The following is an 18,287-nucleotide window of genomic DNA, read 5'->3' as shown; positions in this document are numbered from 1 at the left end:
AAATTCGGCGCCGTCCTTTTTATTTGTATCCCTATAGCCCATCGTCCAGTAACCGGATTTAATTGGGCTTACAGAATTGTTTCCGCACCGGATCTGCGGAACACGGCTTCCGCAATTCCTCCGCGCGAGAGATCCGGCCCGCCGCCGGAAGGCTTGTCTCCATCCGTCTCGGCCGTTACGACGATAGCGCCTTCGGCAATCGCATCGCGGCATTTTTCCGCGTCGCTTCCCTCGATGCCGAGCGCATTCAGAGCATCCTCCATATCTGTATCATTATCAAGAAAGCCGCCGCCGACCAGAATACCCGCCCCGTACGGAGCGGCTGCTCCGCCGGAATTGATTCCGACGCCGCCTGCCGACCCCACTCCGGCCCCGATCACGCCGATGGCGGGAATGCCAAGACCATCCTCCATATGCTCGCGCGTATCGGCAAGCTCCTGTATTTCGTCCGTATGCACATCCGTCTCCGACTCCAGCCTGCGGGAATGCTCCCGGTCCTTGGCTATCACCTTAAGCTCGGTTTTGGAAAAACCCTCCTGCTCCAAGCCTTTTACCGCATCCAGCGCCTGCTGCTGCATTTTGAAGATTCCGATTTTTATGGCCATTAATAACGCCTCCTATTATGATGTAATTCGTCAATTCCCGTTGATTCTTCCTTCACCTGTATCACCTGTCTTTACAGGTTTGTTTTACCCTCTTTTGGCCAAATTCAATCGGCGGCGGCAAGCAGATTTTTCCTCCTCCGCTTTTTTGTTTCAAGCGCAATGGGCAGGGGTATAAATAGAGAAGAATTAATAATGAATGAAGTTATTTAGGGGTTTGGGCCTGTGGTATGATGAAAGGACGGCAGGTTCTATTTTGGGTACAGGAGAGGTTATATGAAGCAAATCGACAAGCTGTTTTTACGTACCGAAAATAAAGAAGGCAAATGTATCGTTTATGTCGGAGGCGAGCTTGATCTCGAATCCGCTGCCCAGATGCGGGCAGCTATGTCTCCGCTCGTTGAACTGTCGGATCGCGAGCTTATCCTGAATCTCAGAGAGCTTCGTTATGTGGACAGTACAGGAATCGGCATACTGGTCTCCGTCCTGAAGGCGCGCCACGCGAACAATGCGCCCTTCGCGGTGGAAGCCATACCGCCAAATATTCGCAAATTGTTTGATATGACGGGAATAACACCTTTTCTCCTTAAACAGACCGGGCAAGCATGATTGTTATTAGGAAAGGAACGAGAACACGCCATGAAAGCGAATGAAGAGATTGTAACATTACAAGTGCCGGCTTCTGCGGAATATATTGACCTGGTCCGTTTGACTCTATACGGTCTTGCGGTCAAGATCGGATTTTCCTACGAGGAAATCGAAGATATGAAGGTTGCCGTTTCGGAAGCCTGCAACAATGCCGTGCTGTATGCTTACGGCGATTTGCCTCATGGCTCTACTTCCCTGCCGCAAAACGGAGGCCCTCATATAGAGGTCCGTTTTGTAAAGAAGCCTGATGCTCTCTCCATCATTGTCAAGGATGACGGACGCAGCTTTGACGCCGCTTCCGCAGCTAGACGGGCTGAGCCCATGCACGGAAAATCGGTTGAAGAGCTGCAGGCTGGAGGATTGGGGCTTTATCTGATGCAGGCCCTCATGGATCAGGTAGAAGTAAATAGTGAAACCGGAACCGAAGTGGTTCTGACCAAACGACTTGTTAAAAGTGGTGAAATGGTATGAATCTGCAACCGGCCAAGCAGCCACAGTTATCCAATGCGGAACTCATTCTGAGCTACCAGGATAACCCGGACAATGAGACGGCAACGACGCTTATTGTCCAATATGAGCCGATGGTTCGAATGGCGGCCGGTAAAATTTCGCGTAATCGGCCCGATTTGTATGAAGATTTGATGCAAGTAGGGCAAATCGCTTTGCTTCGTTTATTCAAGCAATTTGATGTGTCACTTGGCGTTCAATTCGAGCCTTATGCGATGAAGAGCATCATCGGCCATATGAAGAACTATTTGCGTGATAAATCCTGGTATGTGCAGGTCCCCCGCAGAATCAAGGAAAAAGGAATCGCGGTTCAGCAGGCGGTCGATAATCTCACCGTGTCGCTGGAACGCTCGCCCCGCATCGAGGAAATCGCCCAATATATGGAGCTTTCCGTCGAGGAAACGACCGAAATTCTGGCCGGACGGGAATTGTATCACTATGTTTCGCTGGATACTCCGATTTCGGAGGAAGAGAATACAACGACGTTGGGAGATCTGATCGGGTCGCCTGCGGATGACTTCGATTCCGTTGACAAGAAGCTGGATCTTCAGTCCGCGATGTCCCGGCTGAAGCCTCAGGAGCAGCAGGTGCTGCTGCTTGTCTATCAGGAAGGGCTGCCGCAGCGGAACATCGCGGATAAGCTTGGGGTTTCGCAGATGAGCATTTCGCGTATTCAACGGCGCGCTATCGAGAAGCTCAAACAATATCTCAACGAGAATGACGCGGATCAAACAGATGAATAGATTTCTTCCGACGATAAAACAATGATGCCGCCGCAACCGGGTAATCCGCGCGGCGGCATTTTATTGGCTTTTTAGCCTTTTTCCAGCATTGTCCGGTTACTATCTTATCCTTCCGCAGTTGTGCATGCAGCGCGTTCACGTTATGATGGTAACAATAAAATGCATGAACGGATCAGCAGGAGGCTCGTATATGATGATGCATCGGATGCTCCAGTTTCCAGCCAATTGGGAATGGCACGTGCTTCACAAACAGCGACCGGACGGAGCGGCCGGTCTCGGCCGAAGAGGCAGCAAGTCCCCCTCCCATCACAGAACGAATTCCGAGCCGCACGCAGATGGCAGCAGCTCCATTTCCATAGAAAATTCCTTTTTCAGCAATCAGAATTCAAATGCCCGGGAGGATGAACAAATCCTTAGGGAATTCAAGCAGGCTCATCCCGAGATGGGGAATTGGGTCAATGAGACGTTGCAGCGTTCCGATCATAACCATGTGATGGTTTCTGAACTGGAGGATGGCAGGCCGATTCTCTGCGGGACTTTGATGTTTCAGATTACAGAGGATTATGAGGATATTAAGCCTCTTCACTTCTGGATGACGAATCAGAAGCTGGTTACCCTGCACGGCGATTACCGCCTGGCCATCCGGATGCAGCTGGAGCCATGGTCGGAGAAGCTTGAACGCTGCCAATCCGCCCCCGAAGCCTTCTTCGTGATGCTTACATATATTGGCGAAATCCTTCACAGGGGACTCGATACCTTCGAAACCCGTTTGGGGGAGCTCGAGCAGACGATGCGCCACAACAACCGGACAGGACTGATGAATTCAATTTTTGAGCGGCGCTTTGATCTCCTCCACTGGAGCCATTTATTCATCCCGATTGAAGAAATTTATGGCGCTGCCAAAGAGGCTTTCCTCGATGAGGTCATGGAGAAGGAAGAGTTCAAGCGTTTTGAATTCAAGGTGCTGCGGATTCGCCAGCTGCTTGAGCATTACGCCGTTGAAATCGACACGCTGCTCATGATGGATGATTCCATCTCGACCTTCCGCGGCAATGATATTATGAAAACCTTGACGATCTTTACCACGCTGTTCGCCCCTGCCACTGTAATCGGGGCGATCTGGGGGATGAATTTCGATATCATACCTTACGCCCATCATACCTGGGGATTCATTGGAGCCAGCCTCCTGATTGCCATTATGACTCTGCTGGTATATTGGTGGCTGTGGCATAAGGGCTGGACCGGAGACCTTCTGTATGCCCGCAAGCCCAGGCAGATTATCAAATCCTCCGGCGGAACCTTGACGGAAACGAGAAGCGGGAGCCAGGGAGGAACAGACACGCTGCGGCGCAGCTCAACACCTTCCAGATCCTCCCAGAGGACAAAGAATTAAGATCCTTGTGTATCCTATAGACAAAACAAACAAACCCGGTTACGCTAACCGGGTTTGTTTGTTCGCTGCTGATGATTACAGGATTGGCGAAACCTCTTATTTGATATCAACCAGAACAAGGCAGCGGTCATCCGACCGGTTGGAGTCATTATCCCGCTGGAAGAGAATCTCTTCCACTTCTTCCAATGGCACCGTACTTCCGAAGGGTTGGAGAGCCTCCTTCAGACGTCCCATCTGGTCGTCATCTTCCTCTCCGACCAGATCCAGCATGCCGTCGGTATACAAAATCATCCGGTCACCCGCCGTGATGTCCAGAACATGCTTCGTAACCTCGATTTCATCGAATAATCCGATTGCCAGACCTCCCTGCCGGAATACTTCGACCTGTCCGCCGCCGCGAACGATCATACCCGGCGGATGGCCGGCGTTCACATATTCAATGGTTCCTTTCTCCAAATCGACCAGCGCGTACAGCGCGGTAAAATAATACTGGATCAGCTGGTCGGCAAACTGCAGCTGCTGCGAGCGCCGGTTCAGCTCCTGAATGACCTGCTCCGGCTCTACGAGCTTCGTCATCGCCTCCTGCATGACGGAAGCAATGAACATGCATACAAGGGATGAGGAAATGCCGTGACCCATGGCGTCGATGACAGCGATGCCATACCTTTTGTCATCAATCCGGTTCCATGCATACAAATCGCCGGAAAGCTCCTCGGAAGGCCGAAAAATGGCGTTGATGGCAATGCGGTCATCCTCTACCCGCTGGGGCAGCGCAGCGCTTTGAACCTCTCTCGCCAGCTGCAATTCTTCCCTGACTCTGCGATCGCGCTCTTTATGCCAATCCTTTTGCTCCTTGAGCCTGAGCGCTACCCGGATACGGGCGAGCAGTTCAATCCTGTTGATCGGTTTGGTGACATAATCAATGGCTCCGGCATCAAGCGCCTCCGCCAGTTTCTTCGAATCGCCGATCGCCGTTACCATTATAATCGGAATATCCCGAAGCCGCGGCGACTGTGATATGGCATGGCAGGCGGTGATTCCATCCACCCCCGGCATCATCATATCCAGAAGAATCAGATCGATTCCGTTATCGTCGGCAGCGGAATCCTCCGGCTCCTGGCCCTGCGCGTTCAATCCCAATAAGCCAAATAACTCTGTTCCGGAAGCCGCCGCCCAAACATTGGTGTAGCCGGCACGCTTGAGAATTTCCTGTACAACCGTAATATTCATCGGATTATCGTCAACGACAACAATTCGCATCTTCCATCTCCTAGCCGAACGTTCATCTTTGTTCCGTTCATTATCCTACTTACGTCCTTGTCTTATCATAACCTCTGGAGCCTGCTTCCGCCACTAACGCCTGGCAATCAGTTTGGCTACATGAACTCCCGTTTCCATCCATGCCAGCCAGGCCGGTGTGGATTGCGGCTCTGCGGTTGTATGGAGATAACCGCTCTTATCCAGAGGAGCCTCCTCCATCCAATTCGTTGATGCTCCTTCTGCTGTCACGGCAGTCTGCATGCCTGCTGTCTCCCCGCCTGTAAGCCCGGCGCCGGTATTCACGGCACTATACGCCGCATTGCGTTTGGCCTCTGCATCCCGGGCCGCCTTGGCGGCATCCTTCACAGCAGCGGCCTCCGCCCGTCTGCGCAGCTTTGCAGACCAGAGGGAAGAGAAGTTGTGGGCGACGCCCGCCACTTCATGAAGCGCCTCTCCCGTCTCGCGGACAGTAGCCATCAGCGGCTCAATGGAGCCGATCTGCTCATCCACGCGGTCTGTCAGCTTACGTGCGCTGCCGACAAGCTCTCCGATGTCATCCTTCCATCCATGAACCGCCAGCTGGACCTCCTGCAGCGTTTTGCCTGCCGCATCGAGGGAGGTCTGGACCTTCTTGAGGGTCTGGACCAGAAAGATAGCCAAAACAGCTACAGACAACCCTATTAAAATCATCGCAATATCAGTTCCGCTCATACACTTATTCCTCCTAATTGTTTACGAAAGTCATCCGTGCTTTTTGCAAGCCGATCCGGTTTTCTGCATCTCTAGCTATGGGGGGATCTGCGGCGCAGCATGCAACCGCTTGTTACATTCGTTTACCCCCGCCTATCCGATTTGAATCTTATGTTTCAACTCTCACACAAGGCGGTTAAAGTCCGATCAGACATGGACGAGCCGGGCTCCTGCCGGCAGCAGAATGGACAAGCAGCCCCTTGGCTCCCATGGAACCTGCTCAATGAGCGCGATCATAATAGGAAAGGAATGGTGTTTCATATGTTGCGATATGCAGCCATCTTCTTCATTGTTGCGATAATAGCGGCTATCTTCGGATTTGGGGGAATTGTTGAATCCGCAGCTGGAATCGCTAAGGTCCTGTTCTTTATTTTCATCGTCCTGTTCGTCATCTCCCTCATCACGGGCAGAAGAAACACATCTGTCTGATTCGCTGAATGATTATCGGCCAATATCTTATAGTTCAACAGAGATCTCTCCTTTTGTTCATGGAAGCTCCATCAACCATGACCCCAAGGAGAGATTTCTTTTTGTCCAATTATAAGAAAGGATAACTTCCCGGCTCTGTTTTCCTCCACTGCCCGCTTTCATCTGCATCCGCATAAACCTATCTGCCTGTATGGGCATACACTACGGTAGGGAGAGTGAAAGGCAATGGACTATAACGGAGAGATGAATCTTCACACCGCTATCTTTCTGGCAGCCGTCTGCGGACAGACCTATATGCAGTATGAGAATCATCAGGAGCTTTTTCTGGTTCCCGCCACCTACCGTGTGGTGGGCTCCTTCAATGCCGCTGTTTTCAGCGATATCGGGGAGCCGTTCGGGTTTCTTATTGAATCCGATCATGCCGCCGTGCTCGCTTTTCGCGGCACCAGCTCCGCAACGGACTGGGTAACCGATTTGATTGCGCAGCAGACGGTGTTCAAGCCCGTCAATGAACAGTGTCTCACCCACAAAGGATTTACGGACGTTTATATGTCCGCCAGAGATCAAATTTTCAGCCTGCTTGATCGCCTTCAGGACAGTAAACCGCTTTTCATAACGGGACACAGCCTTGGAGGAGCGCTCGCCACCTTGGCAGCTCTGGACATCGTCACCAACCGTTCCCATAATCAGCTGGTTGTATATACCTTCGGAGCTCCGCGCGTCGGTTCGCCTTCATTCGCCGTCTACTACAACAAGCACGTCCCCATTAACATCCGCGTCCAAAATGTATTTGATATTGTCCCGCATCTCCCCCCGCTCATTTACCAGCCTCCCAAATCAGATAATATCTATTACTATCTTCATGTGAAAGGTGAGTCCAGACGCAGCTTCCGTAAGGGTTCCGTGAGCGGCAACCATATTTTAAGCAGTTATTTTGCCAATCTGGCCGTTGAGGATCCGGTGTTTGCCTCTGCCCTGTGCAGCGCTCCTCCTGGCTTGTGTCCTGTATTTATTTGAATAAGCTCCTGACAAATCACTAATTCAAATTTTTAACAATAAATTACACTATTGATTATTTCAATCGCTTCTTTTTTTAATTAGAAAAATGAGATACAATTAACCTGTTGCTGTCAGAATAAAGCATATTTTATCTATTCCCAGCTCCAGAATTAGGAAATAAGAACTACTTATAATAGTACCCCTCCATCCTTTCTATTCCCATACCTGCAGCTGAAATAATTTTATTTTGCGAATTATGCAATAATTTCATTCTATATTACACCTGTTAATTCCATTTAATATTTTTATAATGCTATATTTTTATTTTTTATAATTACTCTTATTTCCAATGCGACGGAGGCAACATGAAAATTATTTTACTTTCCGGCGGCTCCGGTAAAAGACTATGGCCTCTTTCATCCGAGAGCAGATCCAAGCAATTTTTACAGTTCCTTCAGGACCAGGATGGGCGGCAAATTTCCATGGTCCAGCATACGATGAACCACCTCAGGCAGCTTGGACTCGACCATGAGGTCGTTGTCGCAGCATCCGCCCGGCAAGTGGAGCTTCTGCACAAACAGCTCGGGACACATATTCAATCTGCTGTTGAACCGGAAAGAAAAGATACATATCCTGCCGTTTTGCTCAGCTGCGCTTACCTGGCCACAGAAATGAAAACATCTCCGGATGAGACGGTTATCGTCCTCCCCGTTGATCATCATACGGAACTGACTTTTTATCAAAAGCTGTTTGAGCTGGATAAGCTGATTCAATCGGAATCTGCCCGGCTGGGCTTGATCGGCATTCGTCCGTCCACTCCCTCCGGCAAGTTCGGGTACATCTTGCCGGAGGAACAGACAGGGGAGCCGGGAGAACCTGTTGCCATCCGGGAATTCATCGAAAAGCCTGATGAGGCTCATGCCCTTGCATTGATCAACCAGGGCGCCCTGTGGAACTGCGGCGTATTTGCATTCAGGCTGTCCTCCATGATCAAGGAAATCAGCAAACGCGGCCTTCCAACGGATTATGGCGAACTGCGCGGGCAGTATGCTCTTCTTCCCGCCATCAGCTTCGATTATGAAATTGTGGAGCGCGAGACGAGCCTCTCCGCTCTCGTATACGATGGCATCTGGTCGGATATGGGGACCTGGGATGCGCTGTCCCAATCCATGGATAATGCGTTTTATGGAGCAGGCTTGCTGGATAACAACTGCATGAATACGAATGTGATCAACGAGCTGCCTGTTCCGGTGCTGGTTACCGGAGTGAATGATGCTGTTGTGGTTGCGGGCCATGATGGCATTCTTGTGGCCGGCAAACAAGCGTCCGGCGGGCTCAAGCCGCTTCTCGAGCTTATGCAGGGACAAGCCGGGGATACCGGCGGAGATACCAGCTATGGCTGGACGCGGACAGTGGATATGATCGTTGCCGATGGGCACATCGCCGCGCGGACACAACGCCTTCATGTCATAGCAGGCGGACAGATAGACTGTACAGCGCCGGAGCCGGCAACCATCACATGGGTGCTGCTGACAGGCAATGGCTCTTATTTCTATTCCGGAGAAAACCGGGCTCTTTCGGGAGGGCAGAATGTCCAGCCGCTGCCGGGCGGCGTCTTCCAGGCTGACACCAACTGTGAACTGCTCGAAATCAGGGTGACCCCGGCCTGAAGCCGGACTTGCCGCTGTTGTTCTTTCCGGGAATCAAACGATGTGTATACAATGCTCTGTAATGCCTCATGCGAGGAAGAGCTTTAGGAGGTTCAAATGAAATACCGCCGGTCCCTGTTTGGCTATCGTCCTGAAGATGTCCAGCGTCAGCTGGAACTATATAGGCTTGAACAGGAAATTACGCAAGATCTGTATGAAAAAGAGCGGATTGATTACGAGATTCTTTTTGCAGCGAAACAAGTCGAGGCGGAACGGCTGCGGGCCGGGCTGACGGATGCACTCGCCCTGGAACGTCAGCTGATCGAAGGGAATGAGCCGCTATGATACGGCTGAGGACTCAGTGGACAGGCGTTAACAGAAGCTTCGCCAAGCATATTCTTGCGCGGGAAAAGGCAGCCATGGATGAAAAGAAGCTGCTGCTGTCCAGTCAGCGCGAAGCACAGGCATTGGCTGTCAAGCGGCTTGAACTGGAAGCCGATGAGCTGGCCAAACGGCTGGAGCTGACCCATGCCCGCATTGAGGATCTGAGAGCTGTTCAAGCTGCCAGGCAGTCCCGTCCGTCTGCAGCAGAGGATGCTTACCCGCAGCAGGCGGCATCATCGGACAAGCCGGCGGCAGTGCTTCGCATGGGCGATCAGCTTGTCCGCGACGGGCTGATCAGTGCCGCCCAGCTCCAGGCGGCCATGGCCTCGCAGAGAAGTCATGGCGGACGGCTTGGCGATATTCTCATTGATATGGGATTCATTGCTGAAGCGCAGCTTCAGCAGACCTTCCACGAGCAGCCGCGCAAAGGCAAGCTCGGGGACCTGCTGATCGAGGCGGGTCTTATTACGCCTGAAAATCTCGAGAAAGCGCTGGCCTTCCAGATCAAAAGCGGAGGATTGCTGGGTGATATTCTGCTTTCGCTTCAGCTGATCGAGCCGGAGACGCTCTACAGGGCGATCGCCACGCAAAATAATATCGGCCGGATCGGCAGCGAGCTCAGCATCAACACGCCCGTACGTTTATCGGAGGCGCTTGCCCGAAGCTATGAGGTCATCGTCATTCACCAATATATGAACCGGTTCCTCGTTGCGGTCAGCGGGCCGTTGACAGCGGATCAGAGTGCCGAGGTACAGCGGCTGCTTGGCCTGCCGATCGAGCAGGTCCTGGCCACCAAGGACGAGATGGAACGCTTCTGGCTGCAGGTCTACGGCTCCGAGATGCTTCACGAGAGTACCTCGAAGCTTGCCGATGAGCAGCCGCATAATTCGGCGATTACCACCTTTACAAGGACCCAGATCGGCGGCTTTATTGTCATTGGCCTGATTGCCGCCATCGGTCTGATCGTCCGTTTCTGGGCAACGCTGCTCACGCTTAATCTGATCGTCCAGCTCTTTTATTTTGTGATGTCCATCTTCAAATTCACGGTTATTATGTACGGTTCCCGCCGCGGCTCCCAGTTCCGCTTCACGCCCGAGGATATTGCGGCCATCGATGAGCGGGATCTGCCGGTCTATACGATTCTGGTTCCCATGTACAGGGAAGCCCGGGTATTACCGCATCTGCTGCATAATCTGGAGCAGCTTGATTATCCGAAAGCCAAGCTCGATGTGCGCCTTCTGATCGAGGAAGATGATGATGGGATGCGCACGATTCTGCAGGAGATGAAGCTGCCAGCCTATTATACGGTATTGGTCGTGCCTGACGGCTTGCCCAAAACCAAGCCGAAGGCGTGCAACTATGGACTCATTCGCGCCCGCGGCGAATATGTCGTTATTTTCGATGCCGAGGACCAGCCGGATCCCGATCAGCTGAAGAAGGTTTTTCTGACCTTCAAGCAATGCCCGGACAATTATGCCTGCATTCAAGCCAAGCTGAACTATTTCAACAGTGACCAGAATCTGCTGACACGCTGGTTCACGCAGGAATACAGCATGTGGTTCGAGCTGTTGCTTCCCGGCATCATGCAGCTGGATGTTCCGATTCCGCTCGGCGGAACATCCAATCATTTCAAGATGTCCGTACTGAAGGAACTGGGTGCCTGGGACCCGTTCAACGTAACAGAGGATGCCGATCTTGGCATCCGCTTGTACAAGCATGGCTACAAAACCGCTATCGTGGATTCACGGACCTGGGAGGAAGCAAACAGCAGAACAGGCGGCTGGATTCGTCAACGATCCCGATGGATCAAAGGTTATATGCAGACCTGGCTTGTGCATATGCGCAATCCGGTCAAGCTTTTTCGTGAGATCGGCTTTAAAGGGTTCATTGGCTTCCAGGTGATGATACTGGCTACGCCGCTGCTGCCGCTCCTGAATCCGATATTCTGGCTAATGCTCATACTCTGGTTTGGCTGGGAGCTTTCGGTCATTGGCGATTTTTTCCCAGGCTTCATCTATTATCTGGCCAGCATCGAATTTTATATCGGCAACTTCCTGTTTATCTTCAGCAATGTGGCCGGCGTGTACTGGGTCATCCATGAGATGGAGAGCAACGAAGAGCGTATCTTCTCGTACAGGCTTGTTCGGTACGCTCTGCTGACACCGGTTTACTGGGTGCTCATGAGTATCGCTGCCCTCAAGGCAGCCTGGCAGCTGGTAACCAACCCTTTTTACTGGGAAAAGACAGAGCACGGGCTGGCCGGGTCCCCCGCTCCCTCCGAAACAGGCAAGTCTTTGGATTCGGCGGGCTAGATGCCATTCATTATGATTTGCAAAACTACCAGCCGCCTGATTGCAAGGCGAGAGAGGAAGCATAACCGACGTGAAACGATTCCTGCCCGAGTTGTCCGTCATCGTACCCGTCTATAATGAAGCCGCTCATATTGCCCGTTCGCTCCGGATAATCGCTGATACGCTAAAGTCCGTTGCCGCAAGCTTTGAACTGATCGTGGTTGATGACGGTTCGAGGGACCGGACCTGGGAGCAGCTGGTCAAACTGTCGGCGGATATGCCCCAGCTGACGACGATCCGCCTCAGCCGGAATTTTGGCAAGGAGCTGGCGCTCTGTGCAGGAATGGAGCATGCCAGGGGCTCCGCGGTCATTGTGATGGACGGCGATCTGCAGCATCCTCCTGAGCTCATCCCCCAGATGGTGCGCTTGTGGCGCGAGGAGGGCTTTGAAGTCATCGAATGCGTCAAGGAAAACCGGGGCGAAGAAGCAGCAGGCAAAAAACTAGGCGCGCAAGTCTTCTATGGCATGCTGAGTTATCTATCCGGTTATAAGCTGCAGGGCGCTTCCGATTTCAAGCTGCTGGACGCCAAAGTGGTGGAGTCCTGGCGTGAGATGCCGGAGCGGGTAACCTTCTTCCGAGGCATGACCGCCTGGCTGGGCTACAAACGGACAACAGTCTCCTTCTCGGTCCCCGCTAGGGAAGAAGGGGCAAGCCGCTGGAATCTATTCAACCTGATCAGGCTCGCCGTTCAGGCGATTGTATCCTTCTCCACGATTCCGCTTCGTTTGGTCAGCATTATCGGGGCGCTGTTTCTGGTCGGGTCCATCGCGCTTGGAATCAACACCCTTGTCCAGAAGCTGCAGGGCACAGCCGTCACAGGCTTTACGACCGTTATTCTGCTGCTGCTGCTGATCGGCAGCTTTCTGATGATCTCCCTTGGCATTATCGGAGAATATATTGCCGCTATCTATCATGAGGTGAAGGGCCGCCCCCGCTACCTCATCGCTGATAAACACGAGAACGCGCTGGCCTATACGCGGGACGAAACGGGGGACTCAGGCGATGCGTTCGCTGCTGCAGCACTCGATCGTTAAATACGCCGCTGTGGGCCTGCTGGGAACAGCGCTTCATTTCGCACTGCTTGCAGCTCTGGTGGAATGGGCCGGCTTCCATCCCGTTGCGGGATCGGTACTGGGCTTCTCAGTCGTGCTGGCTGTCTCCTTTGTGCTGAACAAGCAGTGGACCTTCCAGGAAACGGAGAACGGCAAACAAGCCGGTTACCGGCAGTTCATCCGTTACAGCATCGTTTCCGGCTCCGGCCTGTGTCTGAATACGCTTATTATGTATGCCGCCGTAGAGTGGCTTCACCTGCCCTATTTGCTTGGTCAGGTATTGGTTACGGTTGTCGTACCCGTACAAAATTATCTGTTCAACCGGAACTGGACCTTCCGTTAGTTCCGAATATGCCTGCAGAAGGCAGCAGACCGGACGAGAAAACAAAATTGAAATACCACCTGACAACCTGACCGAAGGGAGGCTGCCGCCTGTGATCCGCTCCAAGCGCGCGCTGCCGCTGCCGCTGCTGCTGTTCGTTCTTATTTTCGGCGCTGAATTTGCGCTTGGCTATTATATAACCGCCATAATAGGCTATATGCATTCCGATGCGATCAGCCGGGTAGCCAATGCATTTTATGTGCTCTACAGCCGCGATCCCCATTTGGGTGCGATCGGATTCGTGTGGAATCCGCTGCCCAGCCTGCTGGAGGTCGGCATGCTGACGCTATATCCTATATTTCCGGCGCTCGCCACCGTCGGCATTGCTGCTGTGATTCAATCCTCGGTGTTCGCGGGCCTTACGGCGACGCTGCTCTACAACGCCGGTCGGCGCTTCGGGCTGTCCGCTCTCATGAGCATGATGTTTGCGCTGCTGTACAGCCTGAACCCCTTTATCTTTCTGTTCGGCGCCAACGGGCTCAGCGATGCGCCTTATGTCTATTTCCTCATGATGACCGTGATCCAGTTCTCCCTATGGCTCAAGAACCGTCAGACCAGCGCCTTGATCGTTGCCGGTTTCGCGCTTTCTCTGGCCTTCTGGACCCGTTATGAAGCCGTTCCCTTCGGGGTCTCGCTTGCACTTGGAGTGGTTATTGCTGTCTTGTGGATGCGGGTATCCGCAGTGGAGAAACGCGGGCCGCTGAAAGAAAAGCTTTATAAGGTCGAGGCGACCTGGATTCTGCTGCTGCTCCCCGCCCTGTTCTCAGGACTGCTGTGGATCTTCTTCAACTATATTATTATGGGGAACCCGCTTTATTTTCTGAATTCGGAGTATTCCAACGTGGCGCAGTCCGGAGCGCTCCAGAATGATGCCGCCTTCCAGGAAATCTTCCACAGCCCTCTTCTTGCTCTGGGGTTTGTGCTGAAGAAGACGCTCTGGTTCGCCATTCCCCTGCTGTCGATCATGCTGCTGCGGCTGTTCAGCGGCCGGCTGTTTCGCTGGGATATGCTTATTCTGCTGCTGCTGTTCGCAGCTGTCCCGGCTTTGCAATACCTGCTGCTGCTGCGGGAATCATCATTTGGCTGGTTCCGTTACTTCATGTATGTGTTTCCCGTCACCGTCGCCTGGATTCCCTATGAGCTCCAGCATTTTGGCAAGGGCGCAAGGCAGCGTCTGGCGTTCACCGTCCTGACCGGCGCTATGCTCGGCACGGCAGCGCTGCTTTCCTATGCCATGACCGATCCCGCGATTGCACCGGACGAGAACACCTTCCTCCATATCAAAACCGGCAACGAGCATTATGCCGCGCAGACCTTTGAACGTCAGATCGCCGATTATATGGATGAGCATTATCCGGATGCGACGGTTCTGGCGGACTCCTACTCCGCTTACAATATCATCGTGAGCAGCCGGTATCCGCGCAAATATTTGATCACCAGCGATTACTTGTTCAAGCAGGCCGTGAAAGACCCGCCGGGCAATGATATCGACTATATTCTTATTCCCCGGCCGAAGGAGAATATCCCCACCAGCGCCGTGAATGCGGAATTTCCGACCCTGTATGACGGAGGCATGAATTGGGCCACGCTTGTGCATGACTTTGACGGACAATGGCGCTTGTTTAAAGTAAAAAAATGGATGGGGCCGGACTCAGCCGAGGAAGAATAAATAAACGGATAGTCCCCCTTTGACAGCAAAAGTGGAAACAGGACCAACCTGCTTCCACTTTCTGCCCGATCCGCTATTCCCTAACCAAAAAGTTCATTTCCCTCCAGAACCGATCTGCTCCCGCGCCGCTTTTGGCAGGCCCTTGTATACCAGCTCGTAAGAATGATCGATCATGGACTTGATCTCTTCACCGGTGAGCGATCCGTCCACGCGGATCGAATTCCAATGCTTCTTATTCAAATGATATCCCGGCGTCACCGCCTCATGCTGTTCACGCAGATTCTCCGCTATGACCGGATCGCATTTGAGCGAAATCGCTTGTCCCGAGAGAAACGCGAAAATTTTGCCTCCCACCTTGACCACCATGGTCCCTGGACCGAACGGGTACTCCTTGACCGCACCCGGTTTGTCCAAACAATAATCCGTCAGCATTTCCATCGTCGGAGCGCGCCCTCCCTGCTTGTCGAATTCTTCCCGCCAGATCAGCTCGGATTGTGATTCTTCAATCCAATATATCATAAGCTTTTCTCGTTTTCGCTGATTTTGATGCATAATATACAGCATAATCGACAATACAATGGCAGCGACAAGCGCCGTTAATGGATGAACGCCTCCCGTCCAATACATAAATTGCTTTCCTCCCCTGAATAATCCCAAGCCTATATTCATATTACATGAACTATTTCCTTATTTTAGCGGTTATTTCACTCGTTTTCAAGACATAATAACATGTATCGTGAACAAATCCCTTCCTTCGCCAATAAATGGGGTTATCCGTGTACAATTAAAGATAATGATGACGACCATTTCAATTAAAAGAGTTGATAACAATGATCGGCAAGCGTTTACGCGAGCTGCGTAAGGCCCAGTCCATGACGCAGGAACAGCTCGCTTCCTTCTTGAAGACCGCCAAATCGACCATTTCCCAATATGAAAATAATATTAATGAACCTGATCTCGGGACGCTTATCCGGATCGCGGATTTTTTTGCGGTGACTCTCGATGATCTGGTTGGCCGGGAGATGACCTACCCCATGGCCAAGGACCGCGGCTCCGGCAGCGTATTTAAAGAATCGCTGACCGAGGACGAATCCAATTATTTGCTGGACAGCTTGACGATATACCGCAAATGGATAGCCGGGGGAAAAGAATAGCGCTTGCTGTCCAATTCCGGCGCTGTGCGAACTCAGCCGGGACTTAAGCCATTCAATGAAGAGGGACTGACGCGATGTCCGCAAACGTCAGCCCCTCTTTTTAAACTTATAGAATTTATAGCCTTTCACATCAAGATAGATTTCTATAAGTTCTGAGGGTTGTTTATAGCGGGTTATTTCTGTGGTACTTAAAGCTCAAGTCCGACACATACACTGACTGCCGGCTGATGCCAGAACCCCATGCGCAGGCAAGACAAGACTCTGACTCCGGTACAGGCAAGCGGGTTGTAAACGCTGCCAATCGCTCGAAAACTTTACGCCATTTCCCTCCTTCATCTGTGATACTGCTTCTGCCGCCGCCAATTTCAACTCCTCTATCAAAAGATGATGATGCTCTTAGTATATACGATGTTGATTTTATCAACCATATGAAGTTTTTCAGCACCCATGAATCCATGACGATCATGAAGAGGAAGCGGTTTCGCCATTCTTTGTCGGCAGAGTTGGTTCCTTCCCTCAAACCTTATAGAAATTTATAGGCATGTAGCACGTAAAGGCTATAAGGTCAAAAAGAAACCGGGGCATCCACTGCCCCGGTTTCTTCCGGTGTTTCTTACACACCCATTTTCTTGCGCTGGTTGTTCACTTTTTTTGTATTTTGGCTTCTCATTACTTGTTGGTCTCCGCCTGGGCCAAACTTCTGTTTGCCGCCGTTTGCCTGTTCAAGCTTCTTCTGGGCCAGCTTCTGCTTCACGGCATCAGCCAGCGATACTTTCTTGGGCTCCTGCTTCTCTTCAGCATTCGGTGTTGTTTGTTCCTCTGACACGATATCACCTCATCTGTTGTGTACTGGTTATATTGTAGCTCTTTTTCAGCTTTCTTTCCAGTTTATTAATGGATTTGGGCATAGCTTGTCTACAAGTTTCTCCACGGAGCCGCGAATTATTCTCTCAATGCATCCTTCAGTTTCGAGGACATGGCATCCTGCTGCCTCAGTCGAAGCAGGCCCCGCAGTTTGGCGACTTCACGCTCGAGCCGCTGCTTGTCCTCCGTTAATGCCGCAATTTCCCGCTGCGCTTGCTCCAGGCGCTCCGTTAACAAAGTCTCATCCATCCGGTCCCCTCCTTTCTCATTCGCCATACCGTCAGTTGTCCTCTATTGTAGCCCGAACTAAACCCGGAGAACAACTCCTGCGCCCGGGTATAATTTGATTTCACAATGGTGATATACCTGCCGGCAAGCCCCTCCAGCCTTCCATGATTTTTAAATAAAGGATATTGTTAGGTATTATGGACTAGGTTATACTCAGTTAAGAAGGACCAGAAAGTACAAAAAATCATTCATAGGGTTGTGGTCGCAAAGATGAACTGGAAAACGTCGTTTAATGGGGAACTTGCCGTTGTATTCGGGAATGCCGAAGCAGTTGTCTCCGCTTTCCCGGAGCCGCTGGCGGCACGAGGGCTGGATTATTTGGGCCAATACAACCCCCTGGTGCCGGAAAGCACCAAAAATTATATTTGCTATCTGCTGCCTTTCTGGCTGCAGGAAGCAACCGGCGCGGACACGGAAATATGCCGCAAACTCTCTTTGGCCAATGTGTATATTATGCTCTATTTCTTTGTCCAGGATGATTTGATGGACACCTCTCCAGCCGACTGGAAGGAACAGCTCGCGCTTGGCAATCTGCTGTATGTAGCCTTCCTCGACATTTATCGCGAAACATTTCCGCCTGCTTCACCATTCTGGCACTATTTTCGCAGTTATATTGAGGATTGGGCGGTTGCCGTGGCCACCGAGGGACAAGCTCCCTATTCCGACCGGGCATTAGCAATGAAGGCGAGCCCCGTCAAGCTGGCCAGTACCGGAGCACTGCTTCTGACAGGCCGTGAGTCGCTTATCCCCGCCGTGTCGGATACAGTCGACAGGGTGCTTACAACGCTCCAGATGGTAGATGACTGGGCCGACTGGGAGAACGATCTTGCCGAAGGCAGCGGCAACAGCCTGCTATCCTTTATCCGCAGGGAGCAGCAGCTGGCAGCCGATTCCCCGATCACCCCGCTTGAGGTGAAACAGGCGATCAGCCTGAACGGCGCTCTAGGCCGCTTTGCCCAGATGGCATCAGAGCGTCATACGGACCTTCAGCAGGGTCCTTTTCAAGCACCTTTTCTGCTTGCCTTCCATGAATCGCTTGTGGAGCAGCTGATACGGGCTGACAACGGCTTCTCAGCGCGTAAACGCTCATTGGTAAGAGGGGGCTTTGTCGACTGGCTCTCTAAACCTATTAAACAGTAGTAGTATTTTCCTATCTCTGAT

Annotated in this window: 20 protein-coding genes; 14 read left to right on the top strand and 6 right to left on the bottom strand. The window is 52.0% G+C overall.

The annotated features are described in order from the left end of the window. Positions 1–68: 68 nt before the first annotated feature. A complete protein-coding gene (locus tag AC0YOB_RS24265) occupies positions 69–605 on the bottom strand; it encodes a hypothetical protein (protein ID WP_475794942.1) in 537 nt (178 codons plus the stop codon). A 273-nt stretch (positions 606–878) separates the two neighbouring features. Here AC0YOB_RS24265 and AC0YOB_RS24260 point away from each other — a divergent pair, with 273 nt between their 5' ends. The 4 genes from AC0YOB_RS24260 (at position 879) to AC0YOB_RS24245 (ending at position 3,893) form a co-directional block, all read left to right on the top strand. Then, the gene (locus AC0YOB_RS24260) at positions 879–1,211 is read left to right on the top strand and encodes an STAS domain-containing protein (RefSeq protein WP_210045184.1); all 333 of its coding nucleotides are present in this window, start codon (positions 879–881) and stop codon (positions 1,209–1,211) included. Positions 1,212–1,241: 30 nt separating this feature from the next. Then, positions 1,242–1,721 carry an anti-sigma B factor RsbW gene (gene rsbW / locus AC0YOB_RS24255; protein ID WP_210045185.1) on the top strand — a complete coding sequence of 160 codons (480 nt, stop codon included), beginning with the start codon at positions 1,242–1,244 and terminating at the stop codon, positions 1,719–1,721. Beyond that, on the top strand, positions 1,718–2,500 hold the full coding sequence (locus AC0YOB_RS24250; protein WP_475790474.1) for a sigma-70 family RNA polymerase sigma factor: 783 nt from the start codon (positions 1,718–1,720) through the stop codon (positions 2,498–2,500). The genes rsbW and AC0YOB_RS24250 overlap by 4 nt, the downstream gene beginning before the upstream one ends. Before the next feature lie 190 nt (positions 2,501–2,690). Next, complete coding sequence (locus tag AC0YOB_RS24245) at positions 2,691–3,893, top strand: magnesium transporter CorA family protein (RefSeq protein ID WP_475794941.1); 1,203 nt, start codon at positions 2,691–2,693, stop codon at positions 3,891–3,893. Between the two features lie 96 nt (positions 3,894–3,989). Here AC0YOB_RS24245 and AC0YOB_RS24240 read toward each other — a convergent pair whose 3' ends face one another. Next, the gene (locus AC0YOB_RS24240; RefSeq protein ID WP_475794940.1) at positions 3,990–5,153 is read right to left on the bottom strand and encodes a PP2C family protein-serine/threonine phosphatase; all 1,164 of its coding nucleotides are present in this window, start codon (positions 5,151–5,153) and stop codon (positions 3,990–3,992) included. 93 nt (positions 5,154–5,246) lie between these two features. Further along, on the bottom strand, positions 5,247–5,864 hold the full coding sequence (locus tag AC0YOB_RS24235) for a DUF948 domain-containing protein (RefSeq protein ID WP_210045189.1): 618 nt from the start codon (positions 5,862–5,864) through the stop codon (positions 5,247–5,249). Between the two features lie 300 nt (positions 5,865–6,164). Between AC0YOB_RS24235 and AC0YOB_RS24230 the strand changes: the two genes are divergently transcribed. From AC0YOB_RS24230 to AC0YOB_RS24195, 8 genes are all read left to right on the top strand, one after another. Continuing rightward, entirely contained in the window at positions 6,165–6,332 is a 168-nt protein-coding gene (locus AC0YOB_RS24230; protein WP_210045190.1) for a DUF1328 domain-containing protein, read from the top strand. Positions 6,333–6,557: 225 nt separating this feature from the next. Next, on the top strand, positions 6,558–7,349 hold the full coding sequence (locus AC0YOB_RS24225; RefSeq protein WP_475794939.1) for a lipase family protein: 792 nt from the start codon (positions 6,558–6,560) through the stop codon (positions 7,347–7,349). Positions 7,350–7,696: 347 nt separating this feature from the next. Beyond that, positions 7,697–9,001, top strand: a complete 1,305-nt coding sequence (locus tag AC0YOB_RS24220) for a sugar phosphate nucleotidyltransferase (RefSeq protein ID WP_475794938.1) — start codon at positions 7,697–7,699, stop codon at positions 8,999–9,001. Positions 9,002–9,097: 96 nt separating this feature from the next. Then, positions 9,098–9,325: a hypothetical protein gene (locus AC0YOB_RS24215; RefSeq protein ID WP_475794937.1), complete on the top strand. Its 228-nt coding sequence runs from the start codon at positions 9,098–9,100 to the stop codon at positions 9,323–9,325. Next, a complete protein-coding gene (locus AC0YOB_RS24210) occupies positions 9,322–11,676 on the top strand; it encodes a glycosyltransferase family 2 protein (RefSeq protein ID WP_475794936.1) in 2,355 nt (784 codons plus the stop codon). The genes AC0YOB_RS24215 and AC0YOB_RS24210 overlap by 4 nt, the downstream gene beginning before the upstream one ends. Positions 11,677–11,746: 70 nt before the next feature. Beyond that, a complete protein-coding gene (locus AC0YOB_RS24205) occupies positions 11,747–12,751 on the top strand; it encodes a glycosyltransferase family 2 protein (protein WP_475794935.1) in 1,005 nt (334 codons plus the stop codon). Continuing rightward, complete coding sequence (locus tag AC0YOB_RS24200; RefSeq protein WP_475794934.1) at positions 12,720–13,112, top strand: GtrA family protein; 393 nt, start codon at positions 12,720–12,722, stop codon at positions 13,110–13,112. Before AC0YOB_RS24205 ends, AC0YOB_RS24200 begins: the two co-directional genes overlap by 32 nt. 91 nt (positions 13,113–13,203) lie before the next feature. After that, the gene (locus AC0YOB_RS24195) at positions 13,204–14,820 is read left to right on the top strand and encodes a glycosyltransferase family 39 protein (protein WP_475794933.1); all 1,617 of its coding nucleotides are present in this window, start codon (positions 13,204–13,206) and stop codon (positions 14,818–14,820) included. Positions 14,821–14,913: 93 nt separating this feature from the next. Here the strand turns inward: AC0YOB_RS24195 and AC0YOB_RS24190 are convergent, their stop codons facing one another. Next, the gene (locus AC0YOB_RS24190; protein WP_475794962.1) at positions 14,914–15,258 is read right to left on the bottom strand and encodes an MmcQ/YjbR family DNA-binding protein; all 345 of its coding nucleotides are present in this window, start codon (positions 15,256–15,258) and stop codon (positions 14,914–14,916) included. A gap of 392 nt (positions 15,259–15,650) precedes the next feature. Between AC0YOB_RS24190 and AC0YOB_RS24185 the strand changes: the two genes are divergently transcribed. Then, positions 15,651–15,974: a helix-turn-helix domain-containing protein gene (locus AC0YOB_RS24185; RefSeq protein WP_475771007.1), complete on the top strand. Its 324-nt coding sequence runs from the start codon at positions 15,651–15,653 to the stop codon at positions 15,972–15,974. Positions 15,975–16,587: 613 nt separating this feature from the next. On the opposite strand, the gene AC0YOB_RS24180 is transcribed toward AC0YOB_RS24185, so the two are convergent. Both AC0YOB_RS24180 and AC0YOB_RS24175 read right to left on the bottom strand, forming a co-directional pair. Then, positions 16,588–16,800 carry a hypothetical protein gene (locus tag AC0YOB_RS24180; protein WP_210045197.1) on the bottom strand — a complete coding sequence of 71 codons (213 nt, stop codon included), beginning with the start codon at positions 16,798–16,800 and terminating at the stop codon, positions 16,588–16,590. A gap of 116 nt (positions 16,801–16,916) precedes the next feature. Then, positions 16,917–17,087, bottom strand: coding sequence for a hypothetical protein (locus AC0YOB_RS24175; protein WP_210045198.1), 171 nt, complete (start codon positions 17,085–17,087; stop codon positions 16,917–16,919). A gap of 249 nt (positions 17,088–17,336) precedes the next feature. On the opposite strand from AC0YOB_RS24175, the gene AC0YOB_RS24170 reads away from it, so the two are divergent. Then, positions 17,337–18,266 (top strand): class 1 isoprenoid biosynthesis enzyme, encoded by a 930-nt coding sequence (locus AC0YOB_RS24170; RefSeq protein WP_475794932.1) that lies wholly within the window; start codon positions 17,337–17,339, stop codon positions 18,264–18,266. Positions 18,267–18,287 lie beyond the last annotated feature (21 nt).

The organism is Paenibacillus sp. JT31N17 (assembly GCF_056269255.1).
This window is presented reverse-complemented; position numbering and strand designations above follow the sequence as displayed.

Bases quoted from the DNA above. Each gene is read 5' to 3' on its own strand.
- AC0YOB_RS24230 (WP_210045190.1), top strand. From the start codon at position 6,165: ATGTTGCGATATGCAGCCATCTTCTTCATTGTTGCGATAATAGCGGCT.
- AC0YOB_RS24250 (WP_475790474.1), top strand. From the start codon at position 1,718: ATGAATCTGCAACCGGCCAAGCAGCCACAGTTATCCAATGCGGAACTC.
- AC0YOB_RS24240 (WP_475794940.1), bottom strand. From the start codon at position 5,153: ATGCGAATTGTTGTCGTTGACGATAATCCGATGAATATTACGGTTGTA.
- AC0YOB_RS24235 (WP_210045189.1), bottom strand. From the start codon at position 5,864: ATGAGCGGAACTGATATTGCGATGATTTTAATAGGGTTGTCTGTAGCT.
- AC0YOB_RS24260 (WP_210045184.1), top strand. From the start codon at position 879: ATGAAGCAAATCGACAAGCTGTTTTTACGTACCGAAAATAAAGAAGGC.
- AC0YOB_RS24200 (WP_475794934.1), top strand. From the start codon at position 12,720: ATGCGTTCGCTGCTGCAGCACTCGATCGTTAAATACGCCGCTGTGGGC.
- AC0YOB_RS24210 (WP_475794936.1), top strand. From the start codon at position 9,322: ATGATACGGCTGAGGACTCAGTGGACAGGCGTTAACAGAAGCTTCGCC.
- AC0YOB_RS24245 (WP_475794941.1), top strand. From the start codon at position 2,691: ATGATGATGCATCGGATGCTCCAGTTTCCAGCCAATTGGGAATGGCAC.
- AC0YOB_RS24190 (WP_475794962.1), bottom strand. From the start codon at position 15,258: ATGGAAATGCTGACGGATTATTGTTTGGACAAACCGGGTGCGGTCAAG.
- AC0YOB_RS24225 (WP_475794939.1), top strand. From the start codon at position 6,558: ATGGACTATAACGGAGAGATGAATCTTCACACCGCTATCTTTCTGGCA.
- rsbW (WP_210045185.1), top strand. From the start codon at position 1,242: ATGAAAGCGAATGAAGAGATTGTAACATTACAAGTGCCGGCTTCTGCG.
- AC0YOB_RS24215 (WP_475794937.1), top strand. From the start codon at position 9,098: ATGAAATACCGCCGGTCCCTGTTTGGCTATCGTCCTGAAGATGTCCAG.
- AC0YOB_RS24170 (WP_475794932.1), top strand. From the start codon at position 17,337: ATGAACTGGAAAACGTCGTTTAATGGGGAACTTGCCGTTGTATTCGGG.
- AC0YOB_RS24175 (WP_210045198.1), bottom strand. From the start codon at position 17,087: ATGGATGAGACTTTGTTAACGGAGCGCCTGGAGCAAGCGCAGCGGGAA.
- AC0YOB_RS24185 (WP_475771007.1), top strand. From the start codon at position 15,651: ATGATCGGCAAGCGTTTACGCGAGCTGCGTAAGGCCCAGTCCATGACG.
- AC0YOB_RS24265 (WP_475794942.1), bottom strand. From the start codon at position 605: ATGGCCATAAAAATCGGAATCTTCAAAATGCAGCAGCAGGCGCTGGAT.
- AC0YOB_RS24220 (WP_475794938.1), top strand. From the start codon at position 7,697: ATGAAAATTATTTTACTTTCCGGCGGCTCCGGTAAAAGACTATGGCCT.